This window comes from Mesorhizobium sp. BHscii, from assembly GCF_053848065.1.
The window spans coordinates 84,054-101,352 of record NZ_JBSPKW010000018.1; the positions used below are offsets into that span (position 1 = coordinate 84,054).

At 61.6% G+C, this 17,299-nt stretch carries 18 protein-coding genes; 12 read left to right on the forward strand and 6 right to left on the reverse strand.

Translation table 11 applies throughout. From position 1 onward, the window contains the following. The first annotated feature begins 24 nt into the window (after positions 1–24). Entirely contained in the window at positions 25–834 is an 810-nt protein-coding gene (locus ACWTU7_RS22835) for a YdcF family protein (protein ID WP_455840434.1), read from the forward strand. Here the strand turns inward: ACWTU7_RS22835 and ACWTU7_RS22840 are convergent. Continuing rightward, positions 771–1,526 (reverse strand): DUF599 domain-containing protein, encoded by a 756-nt coding sequence (locus tag ACWTU7_RS22840; RefSeq protein ID WP_455840435.1) that lies wholly within the window; start codon positions 1,524–1,526, stop codon positions 771–773. The two genes, ACWTU7_RS22835 and ACWTU7_RS22840, sit on opposite strands and share 64 nt — an antisense overlap. 161 nt (positions 1,527–1,687) lie before the next feature. Between ACWTU7_RS22840 and ACWTU7_RS22845 the strand changes: the two genes are divergently transcribed. The 4 genes from ACWTU7_RS22845 (at position 1,688) to ACWTU7_RS22860 (ending at position 5,172) form a co-directional block, all read left to right on the forward strand. After that, positions 1,688–3,091 carry an L-serine ammonia-lyase gene (locus tag ACWTU7_RS22845; protein ID WP_455840436.1) on the forward strand — a complete coding sequence of 468 codons (1,404 nt, stop codon included), beginning with the start codon at positions 1,688–1,690 and terminating at the stop codon, positions 3,089–3,091. A 115-nt stretch (positions 3,092–3,206) separates the two neighbouring features. Beyond that, positions 3,207–3,644, forward strand: coding sequence for a DUF1489 family protein (locus tag ACWTU7_RS22850; protein WP_455840437.1), 438 nt, complete (start codon positions 3,207–3,209; stop codon positions 3,642–3,644). A gap of 98 nt (positions 3,645–3,742) precedes the next feature. Further along, positions 3,743–4,474, forward strand: coding sequence for a VWA domain-containing protein (locus ACWTU7_RS22855; RefSeq protein ID WP_455840438.1), 732 nt, complete (start codon positions 3,743–3,745; stop codon positions 4,472–4,474). Then, complete coding sequence (locus ACWTU7_RS22860) at positions 4,474–5,172, forward strand: DnaJ domain-containing protein (protein ID WP_455840439.1); 699 nt, start codon at positions 4,474–4,476, stop codon at positions 5,170–5,172. The genes ACWTU7_RS22855 and ACWTU7_RS22860 overlap by 1 nt, the downstream gene beginning before the upstream one ends. Before the next feature lie 45 nt (positions 5,173–5,217). Here the strand turns inward: ACWTU7_RS22860 and ACWTU7_RS22865 are convergent, their stop codons facing one another. After that, positions 5,218–6,633, reverse strand: coding sequence for a D-alanyl-D-alanine carboxypeptidase (locus tag ACWTU7_RS22865; RefSeq protein WP_455840440.1), 1,416 nt, complete (start codon positions 6,631–6,633; stop codon positions 5,218–5,220). 316 nt (positions 6,634–6,949) lie between these two features. Here ACWTU7_RS22865 and ACWTU7_RS22870 point away from each other — a divergent pair, with 316 nt between their 5' ends. The 3 genes from ACWTU7_RS22870 (at position 6,950) to clpA (ending at position 10,353) form a co-directional block, all read left to right on the forward strand. Continuing rightward, positions 6,950–7,279, forward strand: a complete 330-nt coding sequence (locus tag ACWTU7_RS22870) for a phasin family protein (protein WP_455840441.1) — start codon at positions 6,950–6,952, stop codon at positions 7,277–7,279. A 272-nt stretch (positions 7,280–7,551) separates the two neighbouring features. Beyond that, positions 7,552–7,878, forward strand: a complete 327-nt coding sequence (clpS, locus tag ACWTU7_RS22875) for an ATP-dependent Clp protease adapter ClpS (protein WP_029352795.1) — start codon at positions 7,552–7,554, stop codon at positions 7,876–7,878. 6 nt (positions 7,879–7,884) lie between these two features. Continuing rightward, positions 7,885–10,353, forward strand: coding sequence for an ATP-dependent Clp protease ATP-binding subunit ClpA (gene clpA, locus ACWTU7_RS22880; RefSeq protein WP_455840442.1), 2,469 nt, complete (start codon positions 7,885–7,887; stop codon positions 10,351–10,353). Between the two features lie 92 nt (positions 10,354–10,445). Here clpA and ACWTU7_RS22885 read toward each other — a convergent pair whose 3' ends face one another. The 4 genes from ACWTU7_RS22885 to ACWTU7_RS22900 form a co-directional block, all read right to left on the reverse strand. Next, complete coding sequence (locus ACWTU7_RS22885; protein WP_029352791.1) at positions 10,446–10,877, reverse strand: HIT family protein; 432 nt, start codon at positions 10,875–10,877, stop codon at positions 10,446–10,448. 127 nt (positions 10,878–11,004) lie between these two features. Beyond that, the gene (locus ACWTU7_RS22890) at positions 11,005–12,222 is read right to left on the reverse strand and encodes a GNAT family N-acetyltransferase (RefSeq protein ID WP_455840443.1); all 1,218 of its coding nucleotides are present in this window, start codon (positions 12,220–12,222) and stop codon (positions 11,005–11,007) included. Positions 12,223–12,264: 42 nt separating this feature from the next. After that, the gene (locus tag ACWTU7_RS22895) at positions 12,265–12,993 is read right to left on the reverse strand and encodes a glycerophosphodiester phosphodiesterase (RefSeq protein ID WP_455840444.1); all 729 of its coding nucleotides are present in this window, start codon (positions 12,991–12,993) and stop codon (positions 12,265–12,267) included. A 7-nt stretch (positions 12,994–13,000) separates the two neighbouring features. Then, positions 13,001–13,465, reverse strand: a complete 465-nt coding sequence (locus ACWTU7_RS22900) for a RidA family protein (protein ID WP_455840445.1) — start codon at positions 13,463–13,465, stop codon at positions 13,001–13,003. Between the two features lie 137 nt (positions 13,466–13,602). Between ACWTU7_RS22900 and ACWTU7_RS22905 the strand changes: the two genes are divergently transcribed. From ACWTU7_RS22905 to rpsB, 4 genes are all read left to right on the forward strand, one after another. Then, positions 13,603–14,433, forward strand: coding sequence for a cell envelope integrity EipB family protein (locus ACWTU7_RS22905; RefSeq protein ID WP_029352783.1), 831 nt, complete (start codon positions 13,603–13,605; stop codon positions 14,431–14,433). Positions 14,434–14,632: 199 nt separating this feature from the next. Then, a complete protein-coding gene (locus ACWTU7_RS22910; RefSeq protein ID WP_455840446.1) occupies positions 14,633–15,931 on the forward strand; it encodes a hypothetical protein in 1,299 nt (432 codons plus the stop codon). A 72-nt stretch (positions 15,932–16,003) separates the two neighbouring features. Further along, complete coding sequence (locus ACWTU7_RS22915) at positions 16,004–16,282, forward strand: DUF4031 domain-containing protein (protein WP_029352779.1); 279 nt, start codon at positions 16,004–16,006, stop codon at positions 16,280–16,282. Between the two features lie 206 nt (positions 16,283–16,488). Further along, positions 16,489–17,286 carry a 30S ribosomal protein S2 gene (rpsB, locus tag ACWTU7_RS22920; protein WP_029352777.1) on the forward strand — a complete coding sequence of 266 codons (798 nt, stop codon included), beginning with the start codon at positions 16,489–16,491 and terminating at the stop codon, positions 17,284–17,286. Positions 17,287–17,299 lie beyond the last annotated feature (13 nt).

The window sequence follows — 17,299 nt, forward strand, 5'->3', positions numbered from 1 at the left end:
TCTCCCATCTGAAGGGGTGAGGGAATGTTCTACTATCTTTCCAAGGTGTCTTGGCTCCTCGTCCAGCCGTTAAATCTGGCGATCATCCTGCTGTTGGTCGCGTTGCTTGCTGCCTTGGTTGGGCGCAGAAAGCTGTTTGCCACCGGCAGCGGGCTGGCCTTTCTTATCCTCGCCCTCTCGACCTGGACCTCGCTCGGCGCACTGATGCTCAACCCGCTGGAAGAGCGCTTTCCGCGCCCGCCGCTGCCGGAAAAGGTCGATGGCGTCGTCGTGCTCGGAGGCGGCATGGAGGGCGCCGTCAATTTCGCGCGTGGCGGCTATGAACTGAACGCCAGCGGAGACCGGGTGGTCGCGGCTGCCGTGCTGGCACGGCATTTTCCGACAGCTAAAGTCGTCATCTCAGGGGGCACTATCGCAATGATCGGCGAAGGCGAGGGCGATGCAGAGACGGCGCCGCGTCTGTTCGCCGCGCTTGGTGTGACGGCCGATCGGCTGATCCTCGAGAACAAATCCCGTAACACCTACGAGAACGCCGTCTTTACCAGGGAACTGGTCACCCCGAAACCGGGCGAGACCTGGCTGCTGGTGACGTCGGCCTTCCACATGCCGCGCGCCAAGGCGCTGTTCGACAAGGCCGGCTTTGCCACCATTCCTTGGCCGGTCGATTACCGCACCTTAGGCAAGGAAGGCATCGGCCTGTTCCGCGACGATCCCTTCGGTTCGCTGCAAACCGCCAGCACGGCGGTCCGCGAATGGATCGGGCTCGTCGCCTACTGGTTGTCGGGCCGCATCGACCGGCTTTTCCCTGGACCGGGTGTTGGTTCGGGCGGCTGACCGATCACGGCTTGCCGCGCCGCCGAGAAGAACTGGCGACGCACCAGGACCGCCACCAAAAGCAGCGTCGACAGCACGAACACTTTTGGGTCGACGAACCAGCCGAGATAACCGATCGAGAAAAACACGCCGCGAAGGCCGGAATTGAAGTGTTTCCCGGCCAGCATGTTCATGCGCGCCGCACGCCATACCGCCGTCTCGCTAACCGGGTTACGTGAAGCCTCGCCATGCGGAATCGGCACAGCTCCGATCAGGATCGAGCAGTAGTTGAACAGCCGGTAGGCCCAGCCGAACTTGAAAAAGGAATAGGCAAGGATCAGCACCAATCCGAACACCTTCATCTGAAAGGCGGAGCGGGATGATGTCGCGCCGAGCGGCAGATCGCTCAGCATCGAAACAACCTGATCGGAGGCGCCGACCAAGGCAAAACAGCCGCCGATCGCAATCAGCGAACTGGAGGCGAAGAAGGCGGTTCCCTGTTGAAGACCTGCCATAATGGCGGTGTCGACGATGCGGATCTCGCGTTCGGCCATGGTCCGCATCCAGGCTTCGCGCTGGACGTTCATCGCTGTCGTCAGCGACATGCGGCTGACCAGCTTCCCGTCGGATGCGAGCGTATGCAGCACCCATACGAAAAGGAAGAAGGCCAGCGCCACGAGGTCGGCCGTCGACAAATGAAAGGAATCGCCCATGCGGCCCTTTTACCACAAGCGGTGGCGCCGCTTCGATGGCGGAACGCAACGATGTCGCTGCCGGAGCAAACAAGGTCGGCAGGTGCAGCGCCGCGATCTTCGAAAGAGCGGAAACATCACAGGAATTCCTATATGTAAATTCCAGTAGGAGACAGCGGCGCGTGTTCCTTTCGGTTTTCGACCTGTTCAAGATCGGCATTGGACCATCGAGTTCGCACACGATGGGACCGATGACAGCTGCGCGGCGTTTTCTCGACGAGGTCGCGGGAGATGACTGGCCACGCCCGGCCGGCGCCAAGGTCGACCGCATCGCCGCCAGCCTGCACGGCTCGCTTGCCTATACCGGCATCGGCCATGGTTCCGATCGCGCCGTCGTGCTCGGGCTTGCCGGCCAGACGCCGCAGACGGTGGACCCCGATCAGGCGGACAACATCGTCGACCGTATCGCCGCCGACAAGCGGATTTCGCCGCCCGGCCATCCCTCCTATCGCTTCGACCCGGCGACGGATCTGGTGCTGGAACGCAAGACGCCGCTTTCCGGCCACGCCAACGGCATGGCTTTTTTCGCCTATGATGCTGACGACCGCCTGCTGCTCAAACGCATCTATTATTCGATCGGCGGCGGCTTCGTGGTTTCCGAGGAGGAGCTGCAGCGGATGAAGGTGAAGGGCTCGGTGAAGACGGAAGGCAAGAAGGTTCCATACCCCTTCAAGAACGCCGTCGAGATGCTGTCGATGGCGGCGAAAAGCGGCCTTTCCATCGCCGACATGAAGCGCGTCAACGAAGAGACGCAGATGCCGCGCGAGGAACTCGACGCCGGCCTCGACGGCATCTGGAGCGCCATGAAGAGCTGCATCGAGCGTGGCCTGTCGCAGGACGGCATCATGCCGGGCGGGCTGAAGGTGCGCCGACGCGCGCGGCAATTGCATGACAAGCTGCAGGACCAGTGGCGGCAGAACCGGCCCAATCCGCTGCTCGCCAACGACTGGCTGTCGATCTATGCCATGGCGGTGAATGAGGAGAACGCCGCCGGCGGGCGCGTCGTCACCGCGCCGACCAACGGTGCTGCAGGCACGCTGCCCGCGGTGCTGCGCTACTGGCTGCATTTCCATCCCGAGGCCGACCAGCCAAGCATCCGCGATTTCCTGCTGACCGCGGCAGCGATCGGCGGCATCATCAAGACCAACGCTTCGATCTCGGGCGCCGAAGTCGGCTGCCAGGGCGAGGTCGGTTCGGCCTCGGCGATGGCGGCAGCGGGGCTGTGCGCCGTGATGGGCGGCACGCCCGAGCAGGTCGAGAACGCCGCCGAGATCGCGCTTGAACATCATCTCGGCATGACCTGCGATCCGGTCGGCGGGCTGGTGCAGGTGCCTTGCATCGAGCGTAACGCACTCGGCGCCGTCAAGGCGGTGACGGCTGCTTCGCTGGCCATCAAGGGCGACGGCGTTCACTTCGTGCCGCTCGATGCCGCGATCGAGACCATGCGCCAGACCGGCCTCGACATGAACGAGAAATACAAGGAAACCAGCCTCGGCGGACTGGCCGTCAATATCGTGGAATGCTGAGCCAAACTTTGCACTGGGGATTGGCACTGTGGAGAACGGCACTGCGAAGACTGGCACTGTGGAGAAAGTCGGCCAGGCCGTTGACGCCTTCCCACCCCGGACTAAACCTTAATTCATGTCTCTTAATCTCATAAAGCTCTGCGTCGGCTGCGACAGCGTTGAAGATCTCGAAGAGTGGATTGCCTTCCGCCTCGACGAACGGCGGCGCGCCGGTGAACCGGTCGAGCATTACCACACCACCCGCATGATGCCGACGCGCGGCGCCGAGGTCACCGATGGCGGTTCCCTCTACTGGGTGATCAAGGGCAATGTGCAATGCCGCCAGTTGATCACGGAAATCCGTCCTTTCACCGATGACGAGGGCATCGGCCGCTGTCATCTGATGCTCGATCCCGCGGTGGTGCGCACCGAATGGCAGCCGCGCCGCGCCTTTCAAGGCTGGCGCTACCTGAAACCGTCGGACGCACCGGCCGATCTCGGCAAGGGTAAAGCGGGATGGGTCGAGATGCCGCCGAAACTCAGGCGCGAGCTTGCCGATCTCGGCCTTCTCTAGGAAGGTCCCCCAAATTCAAAGCTGCCGTGATCGCTGGCCCTCCAGATCGCCTCATGCTGGGCTTGCAAGCTGTGCGACAACGCCACATCTTGAATGTCATGAGCGACAAGAAGCAGCCCGTGCCCGCAAAGGCCAATCCTGCGCCGGTCGAGTCCCAATCAAGCACTGGCGAGATCGACGCCTTTATCCGTCAGGCAAGGACGCTCGCTGCGTCCGCGACCGGTTCTGGCAGGCTGATACTCTCGCTCGACGCGACGATGAGCCGCCAGCCGACCTGGGACCTTGCCTGTGCGCTGCAGGGCGAGATGTTCGACGCCGTCGGCAAGGCCGGAGCGCTGAAGGTTCAATTGGTTTATTTTCGTGGTCTTGGCGAGTGCCGCTCATCTGGATTCGTCACCGATACGGACGCGCTGAAGCAGCTGATGACGCGGATCGAATGCCGCAGCGGCCAAACCCAGATCGGCAAGGTTCTCGCCCATGCGCTGAAACAGACGGCGGCGGCCAGGGTGAATGCGCTGGTCTATATCGGCGACGCGATGGAAGAAAACATAGACGATCTGGCCGAAAAGGCCGGCAGCCTCGGCCTGCACGGCGTTCCTGTCTTCGTCTTTCAGGAGGGCCATGATGCCGGCGCAGAAAAGGCATTTAAGGAGATTGCGCGGCTGTCCAAAGGTGCTTGGTTCCGATTTGATCGGCGGGCCGCCGCAACCTTGGCCAGCCTGCTTTCGGCGGTCGCCGTGTTTGCAACCGGCGGGCTGAAGGCACTGGAGGCCAGGGGCAGGCCGGAAGACCGGCTGATGATCGAGCATCTGCGGAGCGGCAGGAAATAATGGGCGCGATTATCGCATTCGTGGCGTTGCTTTTGGTGCTGCTCGGCGTGGCCACGATCTTTCTCCGCGCCGACCCCGCGAGACTCGCAAGCGGGATGAGGACACTTGGGCCCGTCCTGCTGGCGCTGATCGGCGTCGCCGTGCTTCTGGTCGGACGCGAAGGTATCGGCGGCTTGATCCTGTCGACGGCGCTCGCCTGGTATGGCTCCATGCGGATGAAGCGGCCGACGGCGAAACTGGAGCCGGGCAAGCATTCGACGGTGCGCACCGCGGCACTCGAAATGGAGCTTGATCACGATACCGGCAATCTGGAGGGGCTCGTGCTCGCCGGCCGCCATGAAGGCAAGATGCTTGGCACGATGAGCCTTTCGGAGTTGCAGCAACTTTATCGCGAGCTCCCCGGCGACCCGGAGAGCCGCCAGTTGCTAGAGACGTATCTTGACGGCAGATTTCCCATCTGGCGCAAAGACGGTGAGGCGAATGGTGGCGAAGGGCTGGGTGTTTCGCCAGGTTCGGGCGCCATGACTAAGGAGGAGGCCTACAAGATCCTTGGTCTTGAAGCGGGGGCCGCCGCGGCGGATGTCCGCAAGGCGCACCGCCGCCTGATGCAGCGCCTGCACCCCGATATCGGCGGCACGTCTTTTCTGGCGGCGCGGATCAATGAAGCCAAGGACGTCTTGCTCTCCAATCACAACTAGTCTCCTTCGACGCAGAATTTTTCCGGGAGATGTTTTCGACGCCGTCTACTGCTGGACGGCGTAGCACTCGATTTTCTTTTTCTTCAGGGCGTTGCAGGCTTTCCAGGCAGCAGTCTTCGAACCAAAGCCGAACCGGGCGCGGTAATAGGTGACGCCGTCCTTTTCGAAGGCGACGGTGAAACCTGTGGCATCGGCGAGGATCGAAGGCGCCTGCTTGCTCGTCTCGTCCAGGAGAGCCTGGGCTTCGGATTGTTTTGGCGAAGAGGCGACCTGGACTGCCCAGCCGGACGGCACCGATGCCGTGTTGACGGGATCGACCGCCGCCGGTTCGGCGTAGGCTGCTGCGACCCGTGCCGTCGCGACATCGTCCGCCGTGGCCGCGGCCACTGTGTCGACCTTCTTGGTCTGAGAGACGGGCCTGGTCTGGACAACGGGGGTGGCTTCTTCAACGGCGGGGTCGGTTTCCTCAACTAGCGAGGCAATGGCATCATCGTCCGGGGCATCGTCGTCCGGCCGGCTGTCCGGCGTCGGCGCGTCGCGCTTGGGCAGGAACACTTTTGCCAGGGCGCTGATCGGGTTGCCGCCGCCGGCCTTGGCGACCAGCATGCCGCTGCCGCGCGACGACGCCTTCGGCATGTAGGTTTTGATCAATGCGGCCATCTGGTTGTCGCGGCTGCCGCCGGATTTCCCGCCTATCACCACCGCCACGATGCGGCGATCGCCGTCGTCGACCGAGGAAACGAGATTGTAGCCGGAGGCGCGGGTGTAACCGGTCTTGATGCCGTCGACGCCCTTGATGCGCCCAAGCAGGCGGTTATGGCCGTTGATCCGCCTCCGCCCGTAGAGAAAGGAACGCTGCGAGAAATAGCCGTAATACTGGGGAAAATGCTCCCGCAGCGCGATGCCGAGCACCGCCATGTCGCGCGCGGTCGTGAACTGACCGGGGTTTGGCAAGCCGTGGGCGTTGCGGAAAACGGTCCCCTTCATGCCCAGCGCCCGCGCCTTGGCTGTCATCATGTGGGCGAAATTGGCTTCATTGCCGCCGAGAAGCTCGCCGAGCGCCGTCGCCGAGTCGTTTGCAGACTTGGTCACCATCGACAGGATCGCGGTCTCGACCGTGATCGCGCCGCCCCGTCTGACGCCGAGTTTCGTCGGCGGTTCAGCAGCAGCATTGGCCGAAAAGACGACCCGGGAGTTCTTGCTGATCTTGCCGTTCGCCATGGCCTCGAAGGCCAGGTAGAGCGTCATCATCTTGGTGAGCGAGGCCGGATAGCGCCGACCATCGGCATTCGAAGAATAAAGCACCTTGCCGGTCTTGGCATCGATGACGATGGCCGCCGACCTCGCTGCCATGGACGAAGCAGCCTCGGCAACGACGAATGTCATCGCCAAAGCGAGGATCATGATCGTTTTCAAAGAGGACGCGGATTTGGAGAGAATGCCCGACAACGCCTGACGCACCGATAGTTCCTTTGAATTTTTTGTTGCTGGAGGCGGCAAAGGTCCTGCCTCACTTCGAGCCAAGCTATCGCGGCCAGCGTTACCAATCCGTTTATGGTAACCATTGTGTTCACCATTTTCTTCGGGCTTGAGCTTCCCTTTATTCGAATTTTAGCGATTGCCGGTGGCTGGGCATGCACGCCGGGCCGGTCGCCTGGAACCGCGCTCGGCGAACATTGACTTTTTGTGCAGTGCACAATATATAACTTGCATTGCACAACGCGGCCCCGGACAGGGCGCGTCCACCGTTCAACGGCAACTGTCAAGGGAGCGTGAGATGACCCAGACCTATGAAGATTTCAGCAAATACGGCAAGGAGATTGCCGACACCGGCTTGAAGAGCTTCGCATCCCTTTCCAAGGGTGCGCAGGCCATCGCCACCGAGGCGGGCGAGTACACCAAGAAAAGCTTCGAGGCCGGCAGCGCAGCAGCCGAGAAACTTTTGTCGGCCAAGTCGCTGGAGAAGGCGATCGAGATCCAGTCCGATTTTGCCAAGCAGTCGTACGAAGCCTTCGTCGCCGAAGCGACCAAGCTAGGCGATCTCTATGCCGAACTCGCCAAAGAAGCCTACAAGCCGTTCGAATCAATCGTCGCAAAAGCGAAATAATCTCGCTATAATGCGAAGATGGCCCTCGGGCTGCAAGACAGACCCGGTCGCGAACGCGCGGCCGGGTTTTTTCATGGCAATTTGAAATCAGGGGGCTCTGCCGCCTTCACGATTTCGAAAATCGGCCAAGTTTGGCCACCTAGCCATATTGTCAGCTAAACAGAAGGGCTTAAAATCGTTCATCGAAGACCTACATGTCGAACTCGTATGGGGATTCGAAAAGGCAGGGCTACGTGACGATTGGTTTGACTGCCATGAGAGATGTGGTGCGGATGCAAAACGGCAACGACGGCAATGAGGCCGGTCGCGGCACGGCTGTCATCACGCGCACCAAAACCAAGACCAAGAAGCCTAGCCTTTATCGGGTCCTCATTCTCAACGACGACTATACGCCCATGGAATTCGTGGTTCACGTACTGGAGCGTTTTTTCCAGAAGGACCGTGAAGCCGCCACACGCATCATGCTACATGTTCACAATCATGGAGTGGGCGAGTGCGGGGTCTATACATTCGAGGTGGCCGAGACCAAAGTGTCTCAGGTCATGGATTTCGCCCGACAGAATCAGCATCCGCTGCAATGCGTGATGGAGAAGAAGTGAGGTAACATGCCGGCTTTCTCCCAAGGCCTGGAAAAGGCGCTTCACCAGGCGCTGACGCTCGCCAATGAGCGGCACCACGAATACGCAACCCTTGAACATTTGCTGCTCGCTCTCATCGACGACACCGAGGCGGCCGCGGTCATGCGCGCCTGCAACGTCGATCTCGACGAGCTGAAGCACACGGTTCTCACCTATATCGACACCGAGCTCGACAATCTCGTCACCGGCTACGACGAGGATTCCAAGCCGACGGCCGGTTTCCAGCGCGTCATCCAGCGCGCGGTGATCCATGTGCAGTCGTCCGGCCGCGAGGAAGTCTCCGGCGCCAACGTGCTCGTTGCGATCTTCGCCGAGCGTGAGAGCCATGCCGCTTATTTCCTGCAGGAACAGCAGATGACCCGCTACGACGCGGTCAACTACATTTCGCATGGCATCGCCAAGCGTCCCGGCGCATCCGAGACGCGGTCGCCGCGCGGCGCCGACGACGAGCAGGGCGGCCAGAGCGGCGCCGAGCCGCAAGAGGACGGCGGCAAGAAGAAGCAGCAGCAGGACGCGCTCACCGCCTATTGCATCAATCTGAACAACAAGGCCAAGGCCGGCAAGATCGATCCGCTGATCGGCCGCGGGTCCGAGATCAACCGCACCATCCAGGTGCTGTGCCGCCGCTCCAAGAACAATCCGCTCTATGTCGGCGACCCCGGCGTCGGCAAGACGGCGATCGCCGAGGGCCTTGCCAAGCGCATCGTCGAGGGTGACGTGCCGGAAGTGCTGCACAACGCCACCATCTTTGCGCTTGACATGGGAACATTGCTGGCCGGCACCCGCTATCGCGGCGATTTCGAGGAGCGGCTGAAGCAGGTCGTCAAGGAACTTGAGGACTATCCGGGCGCGGTTCTGTTCATCGACGAGATCCACACCGTGATCGGGGCAGGGGCGACGTCGGGCGGCGCCATGGATGCGTCGAACCTGTTGAAGCCGGCGCTGTCGTCCGGAACGATCCGCTGCATCGGCTCGACCACCTACAAGGAGTTCCGCCAGTTTTTCGAGAAGGACCGCGCTTTGGTGCGGCGCTTCCAGAAGATCGACGTCAACGAGCCGACCATCGAGGACGCCATCGAGATCATGAAGGGTCTAAAGCCGTATTTCGAGGAGTTCCACAAGGTTCGCTACACGGCCGAGGCGATCAAGGCTTCGGTCGAACTGTCGGCGCGCTACATCAACGACCGCAAGCTGCCGGACAAGGCAATCGACGTGATCGACGAGACCGGCGCCTCGCAGATGCTGGTGCCGGAGGCCAAGCGAAAGAAGACTATCGGCATCAAGGAGATCGAAGCGACGATCGCCACCATCGCCCGCATTCCGCCGAAGACGGTTTCCGCCGACGACGAGAAGGTGCTGGCCGGTCTCGACGTTGAGTTGAAACGTGTCGTCTACGGTCAGGACACCGCGATCACGGCATTGACCTCGGCGATCAAACTGGCGCGGGCCGGCCTGCGCGAACCGGAGAAGCCGATCGGCTCCTACCTGTTCTCGGGACCGACCGGCGTCGGCAAGACCGAAGTGGCAAAGCAGCTCGCCGCCTCGCTCGGTGTCGAGCTGATCCGCTTCGACATGTCGGAATATATGGAACGCCACACCGTCTCGCGGCTGATCGGCGCGCCTCCCGGCTATGTCGGCTTCGACCAGGGTGGCCTGTTGACCGACGGCGTCGACCAGCATCCGCATTGCGTGCTGTTGCTGGACGAGGTCGAGAAGGCGCATCCGGACCTGTTCAACATCCTGCTGCAGGTCATGGATCACGGCAAGCTGACCGACCACAACGGCAAGCAGATCGACTTCCGCAACGTCATCCTGATCATGACCACCAATGCGGGCGCCTCGGATGCGCAACGCGCGGCGATCGGGTTCGGCTCGACCAAACGCGAAGGCGACGATGTCGAGGCGATCAACCGGCTGTTCACGCCGGAATTCCGCAACCGTCTCGATGCGATCATCCCGTTCGGCTCGCTGCCGGTTCCGGTCATCCACCAGGTGGTGCAGAAGTTCGTCATGCAGCTCGAGGCCCAGCTCTCCGAGCGTGGCGTCACCTTCGACCTGTCGCAGGAAGCGATCTCCTGGCTGGCCGAGAAGGGCTACGACGAGCGCATGGGAGCACGGCCGCTCGGCCGCGTCATCCAGGAGCACATCAAGAAGCCGCTGGCCGACGAGGTGCTGTTCGGTAAGCTCAAGAAGGGCGGCACGGTGCGTGTCACCGTCGAGAAGAAGGAGACCGGCGAGACCGGCCTGAAGCTCGAGTCGGTCGCCGACGAGGCGCCGGTCAAGCCGAAGAAGGAAGAACCGGACGACACGCCGAAACTCAAGAAAGCTGCCAGCAAGAAGCCCGTCGCGAAAAAGGCGATCGCGCAAAAGGCGGAGCCCAAGGGCAAAGATGGCGGCAAGCGCAGCTTGGTGCCGCAACTGCCCCGCAAAGGGTAATGGCCTGAAAACTAAAAAAGCCCCGGAAACGGGACTCTTTTATTGGATAAAGAGGTAGTGGACGCTGGAGGCGTTGTGCGCGACGCCCGGCTTCAGCTCCCCAGCTCTGTTCGTATCTTGTCAGCGTTCTCAGTCAGCACTTCCGGTTTCTCCATCTGCCCGCTATGCGGCTTCAAAGGGATTCCCTGGAAGCGCGGAATGACATGGACATGGAGGTGGTAGACGGTCTGGCCCGAAGCAGGCTCGTTGAACTGCAGGATGGTGACACCATCGGCGCCGAAGGCCTTCTTCACCGCCAACGCCACCTTCTGCACGACGGCGAAGAGCGGGCCGAATACTGCCGGGTCCGCGTCAAGCAGGTTGCGCGACTGCGCCTTCGGCACAACCAGCGTATGACCCGGCCCTTGCGGCATTACATCCATGAAGGCAACGATCGCGTCATCTTCATAGACGCGATGCGACGGTATTTCACCGCGCAGGATTTTCGCGAAGATATTGTTGCTGTCGTAGGTGGGGTCAGCCATGGCGTGCGCTCCGGATTGTGCCTTGCTCTACCGCATCAAACCCGAAAATCGGAATCGATTTTCGGAAAGTACGATGCGGCGATTCAAAGTGTTAGAGCATGCTGTGCGTCCAATTGGACGCGTTGCCCTAACCGTCCGCCAGATCCTTGCGGAACGGCGTGTGCTCTTCAAGATAGTCGCCCATCCGCTCCACTTCGCGCCGCTCGCGCCTGAGATAGTCGGCGACCGCGTTGCGCAAGCCGGGATGCGCGATGTAATGCGCCGAATGCATGGTCACCGGCCTATAGCCGCGCGCCAGCTTGTGCTCGCCTTGCGCGCCGGCTTCGACCACTTTCAGCTTACGGTCGATCGCGAAGTCGATCGCCTGGTGATAGCAGACCTCGAAATGCAGGAACGGATGGTCTTCGATGCAGCCCCAGTTGCGGCCGTAGAGCGCATCGGAACCGATGAAATTGATAGCGCCGGCAATGTAGCGTCCATTGCGCTTGGCCATCACCAGCAGGATGTCGGCGGCCATGCGCTCGCCGATCATCGAGAAAAACTCGCGGTTGAGGTAGGGCCGCCCCCATTTCCTGCTGCCGGTATCCATGTAGAAGGCAAAGAAGTCGTCCCAGATCCTTTCGGTGAGATCCCTGCCGGTCAGCCAGTCGATCGAGATGCCGTGGGCGAGCGCCTCGCGCCGCTCCTTCTTCATGGCCTTGCGCTTGCGCGACGCCAGAGTGGCGAGAAAATCGTCGTAAGTCGAAAAACCTTCGTTGAAGAAGTGGAACTGCTGGTCGGTGCGGTGCAGGAAACCCGCCGCTTCCAGCGCCCCGACATCCTTCTGCTGCGCGAAGGTTACGTGCGCGGAAGAGACGCCGAGCTTGTCCGTCACCGCCTTCAGGCCTGCTGCCAAGCCGGCTTTCACGGCGCGACTGTCCTCGCCCTTGTTGACCAGCAGGCGAGGACCGGTGACCGGCGTGAACGGCACGGCACATTGCAGTTTTGGGTAGTAACGCCCGCCGACGCGCTCGAGCGCGTCGGACCAGCCGTGATCGAAAACATACTCGCCCTGGCTGTGCGACTTCAGGTAGCAGGGAACGGCACCGAGCAGTTTTCCCTGCGCTGTCTCCAGCCTGAGATGATGGCCCCGCCAGCCGGTGCGCTGCACGGCGCAGCCCGAATCTTCAAGTGCGCTCAGAAAAGCGAACGAAACCAGGGGGTTGTAGCCGTTTTCTGTATCGCCGCGTGCGGTACCGCCGAGGCCATCCCATTCCGCGCAGGTGAAGGCTCCGATGCCGGAGGCAACCCGGATCGCATACGCTCCATTCGCCGTTTGCCCGTCGCCTTCATCGCCTTGATCCATGAGGCTTATTTAAGCTCCGTGCCGGTCCATGCAAGCTCGGTTTCAAGCGACCTGCACAAGATCGGGTTCGAATCCTTCGAATGTCATTTGGTCGGCGTATCTAAAGGTCAGGTCGACCGCCGGTTGGTCGAGCACGGTCCAGGTGATGACCGGCATTTTGAGCCTTTCGCGCACGAAACTGACAAACCGGTTCGGCAGGTCGCCGGCGGCGTAGGAGGCGAAGGCGATGTCGTGCGCCAGCATCGCGAAATGCGCCTCGATCAGCTTGACGTCCTTGCCATAAGCGGTCAGCCCGCCCGGAATGCCGGGCGCGTGTTTCGGGAAATCGCGGATCAGCCAGTGGTCGAACGACATGATCGCCGCCTTGCCCTTGTAGCGCTTAAGCATCTCGCCGACGCTTTCCACCAGACCTTCGTCCCGGCCGGGGACCCCTTTCAACTCGACGACCATCGGCACACGACCATCGACCAGGTCGAGTGCCTGCTGCAAAGTCGGCAGATGGTCTGATGTGCCGCCAACCCTGAGCGCCGTCATCTCCGCTGCCGTTCGCTGCCAGACGAAGCCGTCCTGGCCGGTCAGCCGCTTCAGATCGCTGTCGTGAATGACGACCGGGATGCGGTCAGACGACAGATGCACATCGCATTCGATCGCATAGCCGCGTTCGGCTGCCGCGGCAAAGGCGGAAAGCGTGTTCTCCCACCGCGTCTTGTTCATGTCGTGGAGGCCGCGATGGGCAACGGGTCGGGCGGTCAGCCAGGAAAGATCGGTCATGACTGGCTCATTCGACTTCGAAGATGGCTTCGATTTCCACTGCGGCATTAAGCGGCAGTGAGGCGGCGCCGACGGCGGAGCGGGCATGTTTGCCGTGATCGCCGAGCACTGCAACCAGAAAATCCGAGGCGCCGTTGGCAACCAGGTGCTGTTCGACAAAATCCGGTGCCGAGGCGACGAAGACGGTGATCTTCACCAGGCGGCGGATTTTCTCAAGATCGCCAAGGGCTGCCTTGGCCTGCGCCAATATGTTGATTGCGCAGTATTTTGCCGCTTCCTTGCCGCTTCCGGTGTCGACATCGCGGCCGAGCAGTCCGCTCGCCTGCAGCTTGCCCTCGCTGAGCGGCAGTTGTCCGGCGGTGAACAGCAGATTGCCTGACCTGGAATAGGGCACGTAATTGGCGGCGGGCGCGGCTGCGACCGGAAGCGTCACGCCGAGATCGCTTAGCCGCTTTTCGATTGTTTCGCTCATGGTATTTCCCTATTGCTTGATGACGCCGGGCAGGCCGGGCCGAAATTGCTATTTTTGCCTCGCTTCCGCCACGACTTTTTTTAAGCTGGACCCTCTTTCCTGCGGCCTGCCATCAGGCGCGATGATCGGAGCCCCTCATGCGCGCAACACGCCTCGCATTCCACGCTGTCCTGCTGCCAGCGGTGTTCTCGATGGCGCCGGCTTTTGCCGTACCGGCGCTGCAAGCGCATCGCGCGGTTTACGATCTGAGCCTGGACAAAGCCTCCGATCGCTCCGGCATTACCGGCATTTCCGGCCGCATGGTCTATGAGTTCAACGGCTCACCTTGCGAAGGCTACACGGTGAAGTTCCGCTTCGTCACCCAGATTGCCACTAACGACAATGCAACAAAGCTGACCGACCAGCAGACGACCACTTTCGAGGACGCCGAGGGCAAGACGTTCTCGTTCGTGACAAAATCCTTCGTCGACCAGAACCTCGACAAGGAGGTCAAGGGCACCGCGACGAAGGAGACGAAGGGCCTCAAGGTCGACATCGACAAGCCGGAGAAGAGCAGCCTCGAACTCGCTGCCACCCAGTTTCCGACCCAGCATCTGGCCGAACTGATCGACAAGGCCGAAAAGGGCGAAAATTTCTACGAAACCAACCTGTTCGACGGCTCGGAAGATGCCGACAAAGTGATGACCACCACCGTCGTAGTCGGCAAGAAAGCCGATGCCGACAAAGCTGATCCGGAAGCGCCGGCATTGGCGAAACTCGCCACCGACAAATACTGGCCAGTCGACATTGCCTATTTCGACGGCACCGACAAGTCAGGCGAGGAGGTGCCGGAGTACCGGATCAGCTTCAAGCTGCATGACAACGGCATCACGCGCGACCTCGTCATGGACTATGGCGAGTTCTCGATGACCGGCAAGCTGGTCAATCTGTCGTTGTTCGATCAGTCGAAAGCCTGTCCGCCGAAATAGGCTTCAGGTTAACCACGCCCGCAAGGCGGCGCCTACAGCGCCGCGCGTTCTTGGCCGCGCAAAGGACGCTGTAGCACTTTGATTTTGCGCATGATCCTTTCCGAACATCGATTCCGATTTTTGGGGTCATGCGCCATGACTTGAACACGCCGCAATTGCATCTCAACTTCTATGCCGATGGGTCGATCGGGGGGGTGGGTTGAGCAGAATCGATGTGTTCGTGGCGCCGAGGCCCAATCCGGCGCTGATCAGGATCATGACTGTAGTCAACCGGGTTGTCATGCTGCATGGCATTCCCGGGTTTCGCGACCTGTTGCCGTTCAACCGCCTGGCCGGATTGCGCGGCGTCGCCAATATCCGTCATATCGACTTTCCCGACGACGACCGGCAGCGGCTGAAGGCCTGTTGCGGCGCCGGCAAGGCGACGTTCATCACGCCCAACCATCCGGAATTCTTTACCGACTGGATGATCGACAAGGAGATCGTCTCGCAGGTCAGTCCGCTCGCGGCATCCTGGGCCACGCATGGCGTCGTCAACGGCCTCGGCCGGATCATGCAGAAATTCTGGCTGGCCAACAATCTGATCGCCCAGATTCCCGGCAACAGTGGGGCCGCCAAGGAACACTCGATCGCCTGGGCGCTGAAAGGGCATGGTGTTCTCTTGCATCCCGAAGGCGGCGTCGGCTGGCATGCAAATGTCGTCGGTTCGCTCCTTCCGGGGGCGGTCGAGATGGGGTTCGAAGCGCTTAAGCGCGGTCGAGCCACGGATCAGGATTGTAGGATTTGGATCGCGCCGGTTGTCTGGAAGCTCGCCTTCACCAAAAATGTCGAGCCGGCGCTGGCGCAGGAATGCGCGTATGTCGAGAAGAGCCTGAAGATCGAACGCCGTGCCGCCGATACGCTGCCGGAGCGCGTCCACCATGTCTATGCGACGTTGCTGTCGCGCGATGAGATTGCCTGTGGCATGGCGCCCGACGAACGGGCTTCGTATGCAGCGCGTCAGACGCAACTGCTGCTCGAATTGAGCCGGCGCCTGGGAGAGGGCATTTCATTCGATCCCGGCGCCAACGAGATCGCCGAGCTTTTGCGCCGGTCGCGCCGCTGGCTGCGGGAAAACACCGGCGACGCTGAGAGACAAAAACAGGTCCGCACGCTGGCGGACACGATCCAGCGTCTCCAGCGCGTCGGACCGTGGGCCTCAGTTAACTCGCGCATCACGCAAGAGGGGATCGCCGAGCATCTGAAGCGCGTCCGCAACGACTATTGCAAGGGCACGCTGCGCGACACGATCAACCGCTTCGTGCCGCAGCCGGCCGGGCCGCGCTGCGCGCATATCCGGGTGCCGGAACCGTTGGGATTGCATGCCTTTCGGGGCTCGATCGACGATGCGCTCGCCGAACTTCACAGCCGTATGCAGGCGGCTGTCACCACGTCAGTAGCCGAACTCGAAGCCGCCGGCGGCTTCATTTTCTATCCGAATCCCTTCTATCATCGCTAACGTTTGGATCTTGGCCCCAGGTGAACTGCGGCTCCGCTGGTCGGCGCAAGATGAAGGAGTGCGGCAAACCTCATGGCGGTGTATGTCGACGCGGCGATCTGGAAATGGGTCGGCCACCGCTGGTGTCATCTGCTGGCCGACGACACCGACGAGCTGCATCGTTTTGCAGCACAGCTCGGCGTCAAGCGCTCGTCCTATCAGGGGCCGCCGAAGACATCGGCGCCGCATTATGACATAACCGGCTTCGAGCGCGACCGGGCGGTGCGGCTAGGCGCCATCGAATGCAGCCGCGAAGAGATCGTTGCTGTTTTCCGGCGTGTCCGCGTGCCGAAGGGGAAGATACGCCCATAGCCCGGGTGCGCTGATCGCCGCATGCTGAGCCGCAAGACACCGCAGCGCTTGCGTTTGTCGCGCATCCCCTCTATATGCGCGCTCATTCCACACACGGACTTTGGTGTCTGCCCGGGAGAAATCCGGCTGAAACCTCCGGTGGCGTTCGAGGACAAAGTCCAGAAATGCCTGTGTCCGTGGAGGCTAACCGGAAAGGATACTCAAGAATGGCTCTGCCTGATTTCAGCATGCGCCAGCTTTTGGAAGCTGGCATTCACTTCGGCCACCAGACTCACCGCTGGAACCCGAAGATGGCGCCCTATATCTATGGCGCCCGCAACAACATCCACATCATCGACCTCTCGCAGACGGTGCCGCTGCTGCACCAGGCGCTCAAGCAAGTTTCCGACACCGTCGCCAAGGGTGGCCGCGTGCTGTTCGTCGGCACCAAGCGCCAGGCGTCCGACATCGTCGCCGACGCCGCGCAGCGCTCGGCCCAGTACTATGTCAACTCCCGCTGGCTCGGCGGCATGATGACCAACTGGAAGACGATCTCGAATTCCATCCAGCGCCTGCGCAAGCTCGACGAGATGCTGGCTGGCGAGGCCCAGGGGCTCACCAAGAAGGAGCGCCTCAACCTCGATCGCGAGCGCGAGAAGCTCGACAAGGCGCTGGGCGGCATCAAGGACATGGGCTCGACGCCCGACCTGATGTTCGTGATCGACACCAACAAGGAAGCGATCGCCATCCTCGAGGCCAAGCGCCTCGGCATCCCGGTCGTCGCCATCATCGATTCCAACTGCGACCCGGACAAGATCGATTTCCCGATCCCCGGCAATGATGACGCGGCCCGCGCCATCCAGCTCTATTGCGATCTGATCGCCAAGGCTGCAATCGACGGCATTGCTCGCCAGCAGGGCGCGCTTGGCGTCGACGTTGGCGCTTTGGCCGAGGCCCCGATCGAGCCGGCACTCGAGCCGACGCCGACCGCCGAGACACCGGCTGCCCGGACACCGGAAGCATAACAGGGAAGGCCGG

Coding starts and splice junctions, on each gene's coding strand:
- ACWTU7_RS22860 (WP_455840439.1), top strand. CDS start 4,474: ATGGGCGCGATTATCGCATTCGTGGCGTTGCTTTTGGTGCTGCTCGGC.
- clpS (WP_029352795.1), top strand. CDS start 7,552: ATGCAAAACGGCAACGACGGCAATGAGGCCGGTCGCGGCACGGCTGTC.
- ACWTU7_RS22840 (WP_455840435.1), bottom strand. CDS start 1,526: ATGGGCGATTCCTTTCATTTGTCGACGGCCGACCTCGTGGCGCTGGCC.
- clpA (WP_455840442.1), top strand. CDS start 7,885: ATGCCGGCTTTCTCCCAAGGCCTGGAAAAGGCGCTTCACCAGGCGCTG.
- ACWTU7_RS22855 (WP_455840438.1), top strand. CDS start 3,743: ATGAGCGACAAGAAGCAGCCCGTGCCCGCAAAGGCCAATCCTGCGCCG.
- ACWTU7_RS22890 (WP_455840443.1), bottom strand. CDS start 12,222: ATGGATCAAGGCGATGAAGGCGACGGGCAAACGGCGAATGGAGCGTAT.
- ACWTU7_RS22870 (WP_455840441.1), top strand. CDS start 6,950: ATGACCCAGACCTATGAAGATTTCAGCAAATACGGCAAGGAGATTGCC.
- ACWTU7_RS22850 (WP_455840437.1), top strand. CDS start 3,207: ATGTCTCTTAATCTCATAAAGCTCTGCGTCGGCTGCGACAGCGTTGAA.
- ACWTU7_RS22835 (WP_455840434.1), top strand. CDS start 25: ATGTTCTACTATCTTTCCAAGGTGTCTTGGCTCCTCGTCCAGCCGTTA.
- rpsB (WP_029352777.1), top strand. CDS start 16,489: ATGGCTCTGCCTGATTTCAGCATGCGCCAGCTTTTGGAAGCTGGCATT.
- ACWTU7_RS22915 (WP_029352779.1), top strand. CDS start 16,004: ATGGCGGTGTATGTCGACGCGGCGATCTGGAAATGGGTCGGCCACCGC.
- ACWTU7_RS22900 (WP_455840445.1), bottom strand. CDS start 13,465: ATGAGCGAAACAATCGAAAAGCGGCTAAGCGATCTCGGCGTGACGCTT.
- ACWTU7_RS22905 (WP_029352783.1), top strand. CDS start 13,603: ATGCGCGCAACACGCCTCGCATTCCACGCTGTCCTGCTGCCAGCGGTG.
- ACWTU7_RS22885 (WP_029352791.1), bottom strand. CDS start 10,877: ATGGCTGACCCCACCTACGACAGCAACAATATCTTCGCGAAAATCCTG.
- ACWTU7_RS22895 (WP_455840444.1), bottom strand. CDS start 12,993: ATGACCGATCTTTCCTGGCTGACCGCCCGACCCGTTGCCCATCGCGGC.